The 14108-nt window shown below is 54.3% G+C and carries 15 protein-coding genes; 3 read left to right on the top strand and 12 right to left on the bottom strand.

The genetic code is table 11. From position 1 onward, the window contains the following. Window positions 1-14 precede the first annotated feature (14 nt). From HMPREF3119_RS03760 to HMPREF3119_RS03705, 12 genes are read right to left on the bottom strand one after another with little or no spacing between them, the layout of a single operon-like run. Complete coding sequence (locus HMPREF3119_RS03760) at window positions 15-740, bottom strand: cobalt-factor II C(20)-methyltransferase (protein ID WP_004236156.1); 726 nt, start codon at window positions 738-740, stop codon at window positions 15-17. Between the two features lie 9 nt (window positions 741-749). Further along, the gene (locus HMPREF3119_RS03755) at window positions 750-1532 is read right to left on the bottom strand and encodes a sirohydrochlorin cobaltochelatase (RefSeq protein ID WP_070578480.1); all 783 of its coding nucleotides are present in this window, start codon (window positions 1530-1532) and stop codon (window positions 750-752) included. 17 nt (window positions 1533-1549) lie between these two features. Next, window positions 1550-2338 (bottom strand): cobalt-precorrin-6A reductase, encoded by a 789-nt coding sequence (locus tag HMPREF3119_RS03750; protein WP_004239029.1) that lies wholly within the window; start codon window positions 2336-2338, stop codon window positions 1550-1552. Continuing rightward, window positions 2335-3060: a precorrin-3B C(17)-methyltransferase gene (locus tag HMPREF3119_RS03745; protein ID WP_004239028.1), complete on the bottom strand. Its 726-nt coding sequence runs from the start codon at window positions 3058-3060 to the stop codon at window positions 2335-2337. The genes HMPREF3119_RS03750 and HMPREF3119_RS03745 overlap by 4 nt, the downstream gene beginning before the upstream one ends. Next, on the bottom strand, window positions 3054-4121 hold the full coding sequence (locus HMPREF3119_RS03740) for a cobalt-precorrin 5A hydrolase (protein WP_004236152.1): 1068 nt from the start codon (window positions 4119-4121) through the stop codon (window positions 3054-3056). The genes HMPREF3119_RS03745 and HMPREF3119_RS03740 overlap by 7 nt, the downstream gene beginning before the upstream one ends. Further along, entirely contained in the window at window positions 4096-4875 is a 780-nt protein-coding gene (locus tag HMPREF3119_RS03735; RefSeq protein ID WP_024472824.1) for a cobalt-precorrin-4 methyltransferase, read from the bottom strand. Before HMPREF3119_RS03735 ends, HMPREF3119_RS03740 begins: the two co-directional genes overlap by 26 nt. After that, entirely contained in the window at window positions 4868-5437 is a 570-nt protein-coding gene (locus tag HMPREF3119_RS03730) for a decarboxylating cobalt-precorrin-6B (C(15))-methyltransferase (protein ID WP_004239024.1), read from the bottom strand. The genes HMPREF3119_RS03735 and HMPREF3119_RS03730 overlap by 8 nt, the downstream gene beginning before the upstream one ends. Then, window positions 5437-6048 carry a cobalt-precorrin-7 (C(5))-methyltransferase gene (locus HMPREF3119_RS03725; RefSeq protein ID WP_004239022.1) on the bottom strand — a complete coding sequence of 204 codons (612 nt, stop codon included), beginning with the start codon at window positions 6046-6048 and terminating at the stop codon, window positions 5437-5439. Before HMPREF3119_RS03725 ends, HMPREF3119_RS03730 begins: the two co-directional genes overlap by 1 nt. After that, window positions 6045-7202: a cobalt-precorrin-5B (C(1))-methyltransferase CbiD gene (gene cbiD, locus HMPREF3119_RS03720; protein WP_070578476.1), complete on the bottom strand. Its 1158-nt coding sequence runs from the start codon at window positions 7200-7202 to the stop codon at window positions 6045-6047. Before cbiD ends, HMPREF3119_RS03725 begins: the two co-directional genes overlap by 4 nt. Before the next feature lie 2 nt (window positions 7203-7204). Beyond that, a complete protein-coding gene (locus HMPREF3119_RS03715) occupies window positions 7205-7834 on the bottom strand; it encodes a cobalt-precorrin-8 methylmutase (RefSeq protein WP_004239019.1) in 630 nt (209 codons plus the stop codon). A 9-nt stretch (window positions 7835-7843) separates the two neighbouring features. Next, entirely contained in the window at window positions 7844-8803 is a 960-nt protein-coding gene (gene cbiB, locus HMPREF3119_RS03710) for an adenosylcobinamide-phosphate synthase CbiB (RefSeq protein WP_004236142.1), read from the bottom strand. Continuing rightward, the gene (locus HMPREF3119_RS03705) at window positions 8800-10185 is read right to left on the bottom strand and encodes a cobyrinic acid a,c-diamide synthase CobB (RefSeq protein WP_064483885.1); all 1386 of its coding nucleotides are present in this window, start codon (window positions 10183-10185) and stop codon (window positions 8800-8802) included. The genes cbiB and HMPREF3119_RS03705 overlap by 4 nt, the downstream gene beginning before the upstream one ends. Window positions 10186-10964: 779 nt before the next feature. Between HMPREF3119_RS03705 and cobA the strand changes: the two genes are divergently transcribed. The 3 genes from cobA to HMPREF3119_RS03690 all read left to right on the top strand — a co-directional run bounded on the left by cobA (window position 10965) and on the right by HMPREF3119_RS03690 (window position 13749). Then, entirely contained in the window at window positions 10965-11750 is a 786-nt protein-coding gene (cobA, locus tag HMPREF3119_RS03700) for a uroporphyrinogen-III C-methyltransferase (RefSeq protein ID WP_004236137.1), read from the top strand. Window positions 11751-11813: 63 nt separating this feature from the next. After that, complete coding sequence (cobD, locus tag HMPREF3119_RS03695) at window positions 11814-12896, top strand: threonine-phosphate decarboxylase CobD (RefSeq protein ID WP_255267026.1); 1083 nt, start codon at window positions 11814-11816, stop codon at window positions 12894-12896. Further along, window positions 12889-13749: a GHMP family kinase ATP-binding protein gene (locus HMPREF3119_RS03690; protein WP_004236135.1), complete on the top strand. Its 861-nt coding sequence runs from the start codon at window positions 12889-12891 to the stop codon at window positions 13747-13749. Before cobD ends, HMPREF3119_RS03690 begins: the two co-directional genes overlap by 8 nt. Window positions 13750-14108 lie beyond the last annotated feature (359 nt).

Below are 14108 nucleotides of genomic sequence, written 5' to 3'. Positions count from 1 at the left end.
ACAACCTCACCGAATTATTTCCGGGTTTTATTAATTAATACCGTTGAGAAATAAGGCAGTGTCTGTTCGTCGTCGATCTCATCCAGGCGCCGCCAGCACTGTTCAGTTTCCAGTGTGGCATCGGCCATCAGGATGGCATGATCAAACAAATCATGGCGGCGGAGCAGATCGCGTACCTGTTGTAAACGACCATAGACCTTCATTAACACAATGCATTCATGATGCGTGATCGCATGCTCCAGCTCTTCGGGAGATGCGGTACATGACATGACAGCAAGGCTCTGGTTTTCCATTGCCAGCGGGACAACGGCCCGTGAAGCGATAGCCGCAAACGAGGTCACGCCCGGAATCACTTCCAGCCATGGCTGATTGCCGATACGCTCCAGCAGGGAAACCCAGGTACTGAACAGCATGGAATCGCCCAGGGTGATAAAGCCGACTTTTTTACCGTCAGCCACATCCTCCTGAATCGCTTTCGCGACATCATCCCAGACTGCTTCTTTCGCTTCCTGAGGCGCTTTCATCAGGAAGTGATAGGTTTTCACCGTAGTTTTACCGGTGATATACGGGGCGACAATGGTATGTGCCAGGCTCGGGGCATCTTTCTTACCGGCCGGGGCATACAGGATATCCAGCTCGCTGATAATCCGTGCGCCGCGCACCGTGATAAGGTCACTGGCACCGGGACCGGTGCCGATAGCGTAAAGTCTGCCCTGTGGTTTTTCTGTTTGCTGACTCATGTGCGGATATTACTCCCCGTTATCCATTGTCTGCGCCAGGTGTTCGACAAACATCTGACGGATCATATTGTTCTCACCCATGCCCTGTAACCATGCGGTAGCCTCGATTCCGGCCTGTTCCAGCTGTGTTTTCCAGGAATCTTCTTCATCGGAGGCCATATCATTGATGGCATGGTCACCGGCGACCAGCATCAGCGGCATCAGGTGTACTTTGCGGACGTTTTCGGCTTTCAGACCTTTAATAATCAGGTCGATTTCCGGATAGCTCTCCACCGCCCCGACACGTCCCGGGAAGCCGCTGTTGGTCATCATGTGATCCAGGCAGGCATAAGCGGAGAAGGCGTGGTGAGTGGCACCGTGACCCATAAATACCACACGCTCGTCGGCTTTCAGTTCCGGCATCTGGAAGTGCAGGGCATCAATCAGCTGTGAGTAATCCTCAAAACTGCTCAGCAGCGGCTTGCCCACGCGCAGATAGCGGAAGAACGGACGGTATTTTTCAACCTGGCCGACAATCTTTTCGTATTCGTCCCCGTTAATCACATGCAGTGACTGGATAGCCACATCCTCATAACCCTGCTCGTGCAGATGGCGTAATGCCTCTTCAGGGTTATTGATATGCAGGTTATCGCGCTCTTTTAATTTGCGGATAATCATGCCGGAGGTGAAGGCGCGGAAAAAATCACGGCCGGGGAACGCTGCCGCAAGCTGCTTTTCACAGCTTTCGATATTTTTTTCACAGGTTTCCGCGTAACTGGTGCCGAAACTAATCACTAATAACGCTTTTTTCATCTCATAACCTCAGTAAATCAACAGACAGAAAAACGGGATGTCAGATACTGCTCTACCCCGCAAAGATCCTGCAATTCAGTCACATCACCGGACACCCGGGTCTGCGGGCGTACCACGACAATGCAGGGAATTCCCAGCGCCAGACAGGGGGCGATTTTTTCACTGAATCCGCCCTGGGTGCCGGACTCTTTGGTGATCACCACATCCGTGCCGCAGTAACGGTAAAACGCTTCATTAAATTCCGCCGAAAACGGCCCTTTGAGGGCAAAAATCTGGTCAATGGTCATCCCGTAAGATTCGCACTGCGCCAGCACTTCCTGTGTCGGCAGTACCCGCGCCAGCACGGTTTTGCCCGGCAGCCGGGCAATATAATCCGCCAGCTGTTTGCTGCCGGTGGTCAGCAAAATCCGCTGACCGAGTGTCATGGCAATCTCACAGGCGCTGTCGATGGAGTCCGTTTTGTAAATCAGCGGGTTATCAACCGCGTCAATATCACTCGGGCGGTTATAACGCACCAGCGGAATGCCCAGCTCACGCTGCACCTGCAAAATAGTGTCGCTGAGCACGGCGGCGTAAGGATGCGAGAGATCCGCCAGCAGGCGGATCCCGTGACGGCGGCAGTATTCCGCCATCGCCTGTGCATCCATCCGGCCTTCCCGGATCTCACCCTGTAATCCGGCTGCCTGCTGACGGCCTGCGGCGGTGGCGACCGAGAGCCGGTAGCGGACTCCCTGTGCATCCAGGCGCTCACAGAGCAGACGGGCATCACTGGTCCCGCCGAAAATCAGCAGTCTGCCGTCATTCACAGTTTGTATCCCCGTGGTGTGATCATCAGGTCATCACTGATATAGGTGGATTTATTACCGACAATCACCAGGCTGGTCATATCGACACGCTCATATTCCATCTCACCGAAGGTGGTGATCCATTTCTCTTCTTTCTTACGGGCCGCAGCTTTCACCACGCCGATCGGGGTGGTGGCGGCTTTGAACGGTGCCATCAGTTCAAAGGCACGGGCCAGATGACCTTCGCGGCCCAGGCTGCGCGGGTTATAGAAACAGATAACAAAATCGGCTTCGGCGGCGGCTTTGATGCGTTTCTCAATCACCTCCCACGGCGTGAGCAGGTCGCTCAGGCTGATATGGCAGAAGTCGTGCATCAGCGGGGCACCCAGTAAAGACGCGGCGGCGATACTGGCGGTAATACCCGGCACTACACGCACCTGAATATCGCGCTTCTCTTTGGTGACGATTTCGAGGATAAGCCCGGCCATGCCGTAAATCCCGGCGTCACCGCTGCACACCATCGCCACGTTTTTGCCTTCCTGTGCAAGCTCAATGGCCAGATGGCAGCGTTCGATCTCTTTGCGCATGCCGGTTTTGATGACTTCTTTGTCGCCCACCAGAGGTTTCACCAGATGGGTATAGGTTTTATACCCGACGACCACTTCCGCTTCTTTCAGTGCGGTGACGGCTTCTTCGGTCATCATGGCTTCACTGCCGGGGCCAATGCCTATAACGGTTAACATACTGTTTCTGCTCCTAACGTAATGGTGATCCCCCGGGTCTTACAGGTTTGCCCTATCAGACAGCCTTTGCTCATCAGCCAGGCGACCGGCCGGGATACACTCCCGACACCCGTGGTTTTTTTAACAAATTCTGATTCCGGGAACTGTGCCGCCACAGGGGCAAGTTCCTCAGCACTGAATACGGTAAACGGCACCTGATAGCGGGCAGCGAGCGCCAGCAGGGCGGGCTCCTGTGCTTTCAGGGTAATACTGCCGATAGCGCGGACGGCTTCCGGCAGCAGATTGTTCTCAGCCAGCTGTTCAGCAAACAGCTGCTGAACCTCGTCTGCCCCGGTATCTCTGCGGCAGCCCATACCGGCAATAATCCGGCGCGGGATCAGTTTATATACCGGCACCGGCAGCATCACTTCCTCGCGGCGGTAACTGACGCACACCAGCGCATCCAGTTCCGGCAGAGTGCGCAGATCCGCCACCGGGATAAGCCCCGGTAAGGCGTATTTATCCTGCTCTGCCGCCATATCAGGATGCCACCAGATGCCGATACGATCCCCGCTGACCATCATCTGGTTCAGGGTTTTGACGGTGGCGCGGAAATCGGTGAAGGTGGCATTCATCTCCTGCGCCAGCAGATCAAAACTGGTGACCTGATTGACATCGGTGGCGGTGGTGATCACCGCCTGTCCGCCGATCCGGCCCGCCAGCCAGGTGGCCAGCTCGTTAGCCCCGCCGAGATGGCCGGAGAGCAGACTGATCACATGCTGTCCTTTCTCATCCATCACGATCACGGCCGGGTCACTCATTTTGTCCTGAATCACCGGTGCCAGTACCCGCACGGTAATGCCGGTCGCGCCGATGACAATCAGAGCGTCATTCTCTGCAAATGCCTGCTGTAAGGTGGCGGCAAAGCCGTCACGGAACGGTTCAAAGCCATCCGAGACCAGTTTTTCGCTGGTGTAACAGGTCACCGGCAGCAGCGGGCGGATCTTTTCCGCCAGCGCTTTGCCGCCCGGTGTCAGGCAAAACAGCGCAATGCGCTTACCGCGAGGCTTTGCGGTACTCATGGCTGAAGCCTGCGTCATACAGTTTTGAATAGTGATACTCGTCGCCGAGGAACGGACCGACCAGAATCAGTGCGGTTTTGCGGATTTTTGCTTCGCGCACGGCGACGGTGATTTCCGCCAGTGTGCTGCGCAGCACCTGACAATCCGGCCAGGTCGCTTTATACACCACGGCGACCGGGGTAGTTTCCGGATAACCGCCTTCGGTCAGTTGCTCCACCACGCCTTTGATATCCTGAACAGACAGGAAAATCGCCATTGAGGTCTGGTGAGCGGCAAAGCTGCGCAGACTCTCTTTCGGCGGCATCGGTGTGCGGCCTTCGATACGGGTGATAATCAGGCTCTGGGATACTTCCGGTACGGTGTATTCCACACCCAGTTCGGCTGCGGCACCGAGGAAGGAACTGACGCCCGGGATCGCACTGAAACCGATATTGTGTTCCGCCAGCACTTCGCCCTGTTCACGGATAGAGCCGTACAGGGAAAGGTCGCCGGTCTGCAGGCGCACCACCAGTTTGTGGCTTTTCACGCCGTCAACCATCACAGTGATGATGTCGTCGAGGGTCATGGCGGCGCTGTCGTAGCTTTCGACGCCGTCTTTGCAGTAGTCCAGCAGATCAGTATTGATAAGCGAACCGGCATAAATGACGATGTCAGCCTGTTGTAAAATACGGTAGCCTTTCAGGGTGATAAGACTGATATCCCCGGGACCGGCTCCGACAAACCAGACTTTCTGACGGTCAAACTGTTCAGCCACAACGCGCCTCCTTACGGCAGGAAATAAGATAGGTAGGATTATTCGGTTTAAAATAATAACTGTGTCCGAGCGCGGTCATATTTCCGGCCTGTAATTCACAGCAGTCCAGTTCGCTCACCGCACACTGTTTCAGGTGCGCAATGGCTTGTGTCAGGTTATCCAGCAGGATAAAGGTCATCACCAGGGTGCCGTCGCTGTGCAGATGATCGAGAGACCAGTCGATAATCTCCGTGAGATTTCCTCCGGTACCGCCGACAAACACGGCATCTGCTTTTTCGGCCAGTTCCACCGGTGCATACGCGTCAATCACGCGGATTTGCGGGCAGCGGAAATGGAGGCAGTTCTCTTTGATAAGCGCAATGGCTTCCGGTTTTTTCTCGATGGCAATAATCTCAAGCGCCGGGTGGCTGAGTGCCGCCTCAACCGAAACACTGCCGGTGCCCGCACCCACATCAATCAGGCGCTGTGCACCCTGTAAATCCAGCCGCGACAGGGCGAGAGCCCGTACCGGCTCTTTGGTCATCGGGATCTGTTGTCCGCGCAGAAACAGTTCGTCTTTCATCAGGCCACACTGCCTTGTTTATCAATTAACACCACATTCATGTCGTAATCCCCGCTGACATCGTCCGCATTGAGGATGGTGATCCGTTCATTGCGGCCGGAGAGGTTTTCTCCGATGATCATCCGCCGGGTCTGGCCGCGCTGCCGGATTTCGGCAGCGATTTCTTTCGGGCCGATCTTACTGTCCGTCACCATGCCGATACGCTCATGGGCGAGCAGCCAGTCAAAATCCGGGCTGCGGTTGTGGCTGCTGGTGAGATAAATATCATTCATATCCATCCCCGCACGGGAACACAGATATTGTACGGAGCTGATACCCGGCACTATCTGAACCTGCTCCGGTGCGAAGGTTTCGCTGATGCGTTTGCCGATGCCGAAAAACATCGGGTCACCGGAAGCCAGAATGACAATGCGGCGATCAAGACGCTCTGCTATCCAGTTCATCAGGCCGCTGATATCCGCATCAATGACACGGGTTTCTGTGGTCAGCCCGGCAAATTCATCCAGATGGCGCTGACCGCCGATTAAAATGTCCGCCCCGGAAATCACATCCGCTGCCCGCCGGGTCAGATACGCTTCTGAGCCGGGGCCCACGCCTGTCACATAAATCATCGGAATCCCTCCGTTATGGCGCTGAGCGGCCGGTTGGTCCCCAGCACCTGATTATCAAACGAGAACAGAATGGCATCACAGTGCGGCGGCTCATCGGAGAAACGCAGCATCTGATTAATCCGGTCACAGATTTTTTCCGCGATCCGCGGATAGACCGCCTGCCAGCCTTGTGCGTTAATCAGTTCAATCGCCGCTTCGGTGGTGGTGCAGCCGTCCACTTCCTGTAATAAGGAGAGCGGAGCGCCGATCAGGGCGAGATTAGCAATCAGGGTTTCCATCCGCGCATCCGCAATATGGCTGTGGGTGTGGAAAATGCCTGCCGCGATTTTGACCAGCTTGCCGAAGTGCCCGAGGATCACCACCTGCTCAAACTTCAGTCGTGTGGCTTCCTGCAGCATATAGCCGACAAAGTTACTCATAGTGACGACATAGGTGCCGTCCAGCCCGAGCTGTTCGCTGACAAACCGTTCGCCGTGGTTACCCGGCACCAGGAAAACGCGGGTCATACCCTGGGCGCGTTTCATTTCCAGCTCGATGGACAGGGAGCGTTTCCAGCTCTCTTCCGACATCGGCGTGACAATACCGCTGGTACCGATGACAGAAATTCCGCCGAGAATACCGAGGCGACCGTTATAGGTTTTTTTCGCTCGCTCTTCCCCTTCCGGGGCAAATATGGTGATATCCGCCCCCCGGTTCGGGCCGATGACTTCGCGGACCGCCGCTTCAATAGTCTGACGCGGCGTTTTGTTGATCGCCGCGTCACCGATAGGCAGACCAACACCGGCCTTCGTCACCCGGCCGACACCTTCGCCGCCGTCCAGGGTGATAATGCCGCTGTCATTGACTGCGACACGGGCAAAAATCAGCATGCCGTGGGTGGCATCAATATCATCCCCGCCATCTTTACGGATGGCGGCGGTGGCGGATTGCCCGCAAATCAGCGGATCTTCCACATTCAGGTTCAGTGTCACACCGGACGGCGTGACAATCGACACCTGCTGAATCACTTCCTGACGCAACACCATCAGCGCCGCCACTTTGGCGGCAGCGGTGGCACAGGAGCCGGTGGTATACCCCTTGCGCAGTGCCTTGCCTTTGTGCCAGACGACGCCGGTGCCGTTATCGTCAGGTGCTGTGATGTTTTTCTGCGTCATGATTACGCCTCCGGCATCCGGTAAAGGATGGCGTTGATAATCGCAGCGGCCACGTTACTGCCGCCTTTGCGGCCGAGCGCGGCGATACACGGCAGCGAACTCTCCGCCAGCGCATCTTTGGATTCCGCCGCGCCGACAAAACCGACCGGTACACCGACAACGGCAACCGGTTTTTCTGTGTGTTCCAGCACGCGGAACAGGGCGGTCGGGGCATTGCCGAAGACAAAAATTTTCTCACCCGGCTCCTGCATGGCGATATCCACGGCGGCCATAGAGCGGGTCATCTGCTGCTCTTTGGCGGCAGCGACCACACGCGGGTCGCTGACATAGCAGCGGCACTCTGAACCGTATTTCGCCAGGCGGGTTTTGTTGATCCCAGACAGTGCCATAGTGGTATCGGTATAAATAGTGCAGCCGCGCATAATGCCGTCACGGAGGATTTCAATCACACCGTCAGAAAAATGCAGGATATCCAGCCAGTCAAAATCGGCAGTGGTATGGATAGCGCGTTTGATAATTGCCGCGTGATCATCACTGGCGAAACGGTATTCCGGCCGTGTTTCGCGGATAATGTCATCAATGATCAGAAAACTGTTTTTTTCGATTTCCTGCGGCTGTTGTATGTAACTCATATTTTTCCCTTACAAAATCCACTGTGCCAGAAGATGAATGACGGCGAACAGCGCCAGTGCGGCGGAGGAGGCAACCCACATCAGCCGGATGGTGCTGAGAATATCGTCTGCATTGATGTCGCGGGTGTTGTCACCGATCCACGGTTTATCCACCAGTTGCCCGAAATAGGTATTCGGCCCGCCCAGCTGCACACCGAGTGCGCCGGCAACAGTCGCTTCGGACCAGCCGCTGTTCGGGCTGCGGTGATTGGCGTGATCACGTAATCCGGTGCGGAAAGCCTCGCGGTAACGGTATTTCAGAACAAAGGCGGCGAAGGTGAACAGCAGCCAGCTCAGACGCGCCGGGATATAGTTGGCGACATCATCCGCACGGGCGGAAAACATACCGATATCGCCGTACTTTTCATTTTTATAGCCGACCATCGAGTCCAGGGTATTCACCGCTTTATAGGCCATCGCCAGCGGTGCGCCGCCCAGTAATAAGAAGAACAGCGGGGCGATTACGCCGTCGGTGGTATTTTCCGCGACGGTTTCGGTTACCGCGCGGGTGATTTGCGGCGGTGTCAGCTCCCGGGTATCACGCCCGACGATCCATGATAATTTTTCACGGCTCTCAGCCAGATCATCCGCTTTCAGCGCGTCATACACCCGCATCGCCGCATCCTGTAAACAGCGGGTGGCAAGAACGGTGTAGGTCATCCAGATGGTGACGAGCCAGCCGAGACTGGTTTCCAGATAAAACGCCAGCGCCAGCACGCCGTAACTCACCGCCCAGGTGCCGCCGACGATCACAATCCACAACACGGCTCCGCCACGGCGCAGTGCCGCACCGCTCTGACAGCGGCGGCGGATCACACCTTCGGTTTTACGGATGGCGTTGCCAATCCAGCGGATCGGGTGCGGCCAGTGCTCCGGGTCACCGAGGCGCCAGTCGAGCAGGAAAGCGGCCAGCCAGCTGAGCAACGTCATAACACACTCCGTGCCAGGGCAAACCAGTGATCCAATAACCCCGGACGCTGGGCAAAATGCACATGCAGATATCCGGCAAAGGTATTTCCGACCTGATAACCGCCGCGCCAGCGTTTGAGGATTTCGCCGTCGCGCTCTTTGATAAACTCAAAAGCAGACGGCAGATCAGTCTCAAAATCAGAATAATGAAACTCGTGGCCGCGCAGGCGTTCACCGGCACGAACCAGAGTGGTGTCTGTCAGTGCGGTACCTTCACAGTAACCAAAGCGCTTCAGTCGGTTACCCATGGTGCTGTGCCCGGCAATGATGCCGGTCATCGGGAAGGTGTTGCCGGTGCTGTCTGTCAGGGTTTCACCGAGATACATCAGCCCGCCGCACTCCGCATAAACAGGAATACCGCGCTGATGCGCTGCCAGCAGTGCGTCCCGCATCACGGTGTTAGATGAAAGTTTTTCAGCATAGACTTCCGGATAACCGCCGCCTATGTAAATCATATGGCACGGATCCGGCAGGACGCTGTCATTGAGCGGGCTGAATGTGACAATCTCCGCGCCGCTCTGACGCAGTAAATCGAGATTATCAGGATAATAGAAGTTAAAAGCGGCATCATCCGCCACGGCAACGGTCAGCCCGCGTCCGGCATCCGGTGTGGCGAGCTGTATTGGTGTGCTGTCTGCCGGTGCCTGCCAGTGTGTCAGGGAAAGCAGCTTATCCACATCAACGGTTTTTTCTATCTGATCGGCCAGGCGCTGCCAGCGTTCAGTCTGCTGTGCCTGCTCCTGCGGCGGGATTAGCCCCAGATGACGGGAAGGGAGTTCAATATCACTCATCACCGGCACGTAGCCGATCACCGGCACATGGCAGTAGTGTTCAATCGCGTGTTTCAGGAGCTGGAAATGACTGTCACTGTTAACCCGGTTAATCAGCACCCCGGCGATATTCAGTGACGGATCAAAATGCTGAAATCCCATCACCGTGGCGGCAATAGAAGTGGAAACCGCTTTGCCGTCGACCAGCATAATCACCGGGCAGTCCAGCTGTTTTGCCATCGCGGCAGTGCTGCAATAGTGAGGGTCGGTACCGAAGCCGTCATACAGGCCCATCACGCCCTCAATCACACCGGCGTCTTTGTCCTGCATATAATGACGGAATTGCGGGGTCAGAACGGACTCCGGCAGCATAAAGGCATCCAGGTTACGGGAAGGTACGCCGGTGACGGCGGTATGCCAGCTGCTGTCGAGGTAATCAGGGCCGACTTTGCAGGGCTGGACACGCAATCCGCGTGCACTGAGTGCCCGCATGATCCCGAGGGTGATGGTGGTTTTTCCGCAGCCGCTGCTGGTGCCCGCGATTACGAAGACCTGTTTTTGTGCCTTATTCATACGCTACCTTTGACACGGTGTTGTTGCCAAAAAAACGTCCTGATACCAGGAAAGCAAAAAAAGGTTAAATAAATTAACCCGGTGAACTGTCTTTTTATTTTCATGATCATAAGCAACACGGAATATTGCTGAACAGCGACACGAAAATGTAATGATCATTTAATTAACATTGCCGATTTTTGATATAGTGATTTTTTTACGGCTATTTATATTCGGGTTTAATAAAACATAAAATGCTGCTTTTATATATCTGCTTATTACAGTTTGTGAGTTTCTTCACATAAATACTTGATTTGTGATCAAGATGAATAAAATGCAACTATTTTATTTTTATAAACATATGCAAATATGTTAATTAAATGATCTTGTTTTTATTATTTGTTAATGATAATTTCAGAAATGGCGGCTTATTTGTTGATTATAATAACCTGTTTTTATGAGGTGAATGTAAAAATCCATTTATTTCAGTTGCTTGAAAGTGCATGATCTACTTGATTTTTTTTCATGAACTCTTCCGTTACGTGAACGTATTATTGGGATATTAGTCATATATTTTTTCCTGTAATTATTTAATAATACAAAATATTAAACAGAATTGTCTTTATTACGCATTTATCGTGAATAGATCAAAGAATAAAGTTCACGGGTAATTAATACTGCTGTCCAACTACAAAACATCATTAATAAATAGTATTTTTTATCACCACCAGGTGTCGTGCATAACGAATAAAATGATGTGATTTTTTCATGTTGATTAATCTGATTGATAAGGCAATAAAATGAGCAAAGGTAAAGTATGGCTGGTCGGAGCCGGACCCGGAGATGCATCATTAATTACCGTAAAGGGACTTCACTGTATACGTCATGCCGAAGTGCTGGTGCATGACCGTCTTGTCAATCCTGAGCTGATCGCCTGTGCACCGGCGGACTGCAAAATCATCAATGTCGGTAAAACACCGAATCACCATCCGGTGCCGCAGGAAGAAATCAATGCCATCCTGGTGAAATATGCCGCAGAAGGCAAAAATGTTGTGCGCCTGAAAGGCGGGGATCCGTATGTGTTCGGCCGCGGCGGCGAAGAAGCGGAATCTCTGGCCGAAAACGGCCTCGATTTTGAGGTTATCCCGGGCATCAGTTCCTCTATCGGCGGGCTGGCGTATGCGGGGATCCCGGTGACTCACCGCGATCACGCATCAAGCTTCCATGTGGTCACCGGCCATATGTGTCAGGGGAATGAGCCGCAGAACTGGAATGCACTCGCTGCCCTTAACGGCACACTGGTGATTCTGATGGGGATGACCCGCCTGGCCGAAATCAGTCAGTTGCTGATCGACGGCGGAAAATCACCGGATACCCCGGCTGCCGTGGTCATGTATGCCAGCCAGCAGCGCCAGCAGGTGGTTACTGCCACCCTCGCCACCTTACCGGAAGAGGCTGCGCGTCATAAATTACATCCGCCGGCACTGATTGTCGTTGGTAATGTGGTGAATCTGCACCAGATTCTGGCATTTGCGGCCACACAAATTGATATTACGCAGGAAGCCCCATTAGAAGCTGCGTCATAGTATTATCCTTAAAATAATAAGCATCCGGCTGTATGCAGGTGATACTGTGTGCAGCCCTTACATTTGGAGGAGGCTATGAGCGAACACGGTGGTAATGTGGTAGAGGTGGCTGAGCTCCTCGGCATCTCACCCGCATCTATCTTCGATTTCAGTGCCAATATTAACCCGCTGGGGCCGCCCGAGAGGGTTAAAGCCATCATCCGCGATAACCTGTCAGTTATTGAACGCTACCCGGATATTGAATACCGCTATCTGCATGCCGCACTGGCCAAAGGTGCGGGTTGTGAACTGGGGCAGGTCATTGCCGGTAACGGAGAGACGGAACTGATTTACGCGCTGGTGCGCCATCTCAACCCCCACAGCGCATTACTGTTAACCCCCGGATTTGCCGAATACCGCAGAGCACTGGAACAGCAGGGCTGCGATATCATCGAACACCCGCTGACGGAAGAGAATGATTTCCAGCCGGATGAATCCCTGCTGGCGGATATTGAAGCCCGCCGCCCGGACTGTGTGTTTATCGCCACACCGAATAACCCGACCGGTCTGATGCCGGATACCGCACTGCTGCACAAACTGGTGTCCCTGTGCGAATCCCGCCATATTCATCTGATTGTCGATGAAGCGTTTATTGATTTTCTGCCGGAAGGATCACCGCTGACAGCGCGCCTGCCGGAAACCCGCTACCTTTATCTGCTGCGTTCGCTGACAAAATTCTTCGCCATTCCCGGTCTGCGCCTCGGTTATCTGCTGTGCGGCGACAGCCACATTATCAGTAATCTGAAAGCCTGGCGTGAGCCGTGGACTATCAATGGTCTGGCTGCGCTGGTGGGTGAAGCACTGCTGGATGATGAAGACTATATCCGCAAAACACAGGATTTTATTGCCGCCCAGCGGGAATACCTGTGCAATGAACTGCGGCAGTTTCCGCTGCTGAAAATCCGGCAGCCATCGGCAAACTATATCTTTATCCGCTGCCTGAACGGCGTGGAACTCCAGTCCGCTCTGCTGAAATATAAGCTGCTGATCCGCCGCTGTCAGAACTACCCGGGGCTGGATGGCTCTTATTACCGGATCGCGGTCCGCAGTCAGGCGGAGAACCGTCATCTTATCGGCGCATTAAAACAGGTATTTCAACATGGCTGAGGCACATTGTCCGGCATCCTGCGGAGAATTGTTGCAGGGATGGATCCTCGGGGGAGAAAAACTGGTTTCCTGCCCCATCAACTGGTACAGCTATGTCTCGGTGGAAGAAGGTGTTCCGCTGGGGCTGGAACGGCCCCGCATGCGCCAGATGCTGGAACGCGTACTGAAACATCTGGATATCGTGCCGGAAGCCACCGGTATGCTGCGGATCGAATATGAATCCACCATCCCCGTCGGTAAAGGGCTGGCTAGCAGCACAGCGGATATTGCCGCCACCGCCCAGGCGACCGCACGTTTTTACGGCCATGAATTATCACCGGAAACTCTCGCAGAACTCTGTGTGGCGGTTGAACCGACAGACAGCACGCTCTTTTCCTCCCTGACACTGTTTGACCACCAGACGGCTGAGACACAAATATCACTCGGCTGGGCGCCGGATCTGAAACTGCTGCTGCTGGAAAGTCCGGATGTGGTACTGACGGAAGATTTCCACAAGCGCGACCGCCGGGCCGCATTGCTGGCGCGGGAACCTCTGCTGGCTCAGGCCTGGAAACTGCTTACCGCCGCCTGTGAACAACAGGATCCGCAGCGACTGGGCGAAGCAGCCACTCTGAGTGCGATCGCCAGCCAGGATCTGCTGCCCAAACCCGGTTTCAGCGAGCTGCATGCCCTTGCAGATAAAGGAAAGATTTACGGTCTGAATGTCGCCCACAGCGGCAGCGTGGCCGGGCTTATCTATGATGACACCCTGCACGATAAAGATTTTATTTATGACTGGATCCAGCGGCATCAGCTGGACAGATTCTACCCTCAGGTGCATGAGGTGAGCATGGCGCCGGGCGGCGTCCGCTAAATACTCATCATCCTTCAGCCTGTGGCTGTGTTGGTTTCATTCAGCTGACCGGGTCACATACTGGTGTATGCTCCCCGGTCATCTTCACTTTGCCGCCTTGCCACAGACCGAATGATTTTGAGTATTCCTATCCGCGTCATTCTTCAATCCGCAGCTGCGTTGGCTGCACTCAATAAACCGGGTCACATACTGATGTATGCTCCCCGGTTTCTTTCGTTTGCCGCCTTGCTGCAAATTGAATAATTTAGCGGATGACTCCTGAGTCTCTTTTTATTTAACGTCCTGACTTCTGTGGGATGATATTGAATATCCACGGTTTTCATCATGCCAAAGTAAAAGGCAGATAACCGGCAGAGAGA

Origin of the sequence: Morganella sp. HMSC11D09 (assembly GCF_001807955.1) — a bacterium.
GTDB classification, from domain to species: Bacteria; Pseudomonadota; Gammaproteobacteria; order Enterobacterales; family Enterobacteriaceae; genus Morganella; species Morganella morganii.
The sequence above is the reverse complement of the archived record's forward strand: the minus strand, read 5'-3'. Positions and strand labels throughout refer to the sequence as shown.

Excerpts from the sequence above, each read along its gene's own strand:
- HMPREF3119_RS03760 (WP_004236156.1), bottom strand. The coding sequence starts at position 740 with ATGAGTCAGCAAACAGAAAAACCACAGGGCAGACTTTACGCTATCGGC.
- cbiB (WP_004236142.1), bottom strand. The coding sequence starts at position 8,803 with ATGACGTTGCTCAGCTGGCTGGCCGCTTTCCTGCTCGACTGGCGCCTC.
- cobA (WP_004236137.1), top strand. The coding sequence starts at position 10,965 with ATGAGCAAAGGTAAAGTATGGCTGGTCGGAGCCGGACCCGGAGATGCA.
- cbiD (WP_070578476.1), bottom strand. The coding sequence starts at position 7,202 with ATGACGCAGAAAAACATCACAGCACCTGACGATAACGGCACCGGCGTC.
- HMPREF3119_RS03715 (WP_004239019.1), bottom strand. The coding sequence starts at position 7,834 with ATGAGTTACATACAACAGCCGCAGGAAATCGAAAAAAACAGTTTTCTG.
- HMPREF3119_RS03690 (WP_004236135.1), top strand. The coding sequence starts at position 12,889 with ATGGCTGAGGCACATTGTCCGGCATCCTGCGGAGAATTGTTGCAGGGA.
- HMPREF3119_RS03740 (WP_004236152.1), bottom strand. The coding sequence starts at position 4,121 with ATGAGTACCGCAAAGCCTCGCGGTAAGCGCATTGCGCTGTTTTGCCTG.
- HMPREF3119_RS03730 (WP_004239024.1), bottom strand. The coding sequence starts at position 5,437 with ATGAAAGACGAACTGTTTCTGCGCGGACAACAGATCCCGATGACCAAA.
- HMPREF3119_RS03705 (WP_064483885.1), bottom strand. The coding sequence starts at position 10,185 with ATGAATAAGGCACAAAAACAGGTCTTCGTAATCGCGGGCACCAGCAGC.
- HMPREF3119_RS03755 (WP_070578480.1), bottom strand. The coding sequence starts at position 1,532 with ATGAAAAAAGCGTTATTAGTGATTAGTTTCGGCACCAGTTACGCGGAA.
- HMPREF3119_RS03745 (WP_004239028.1), bottom strand. The coding sequence starts at position 3,060 with ATGTTAACCGTTATAGGCATTGGCCCCGGCAGTGAAGCCATGATGACC.
- HMPREF3119_RS03725 (WP_004239022.1), bottom strand. The coding sequence starts at position 6,048 with ATGATTTATGTGACAGGCGTGGGCCCCGGCTCAGAAGCGTATCTGACC.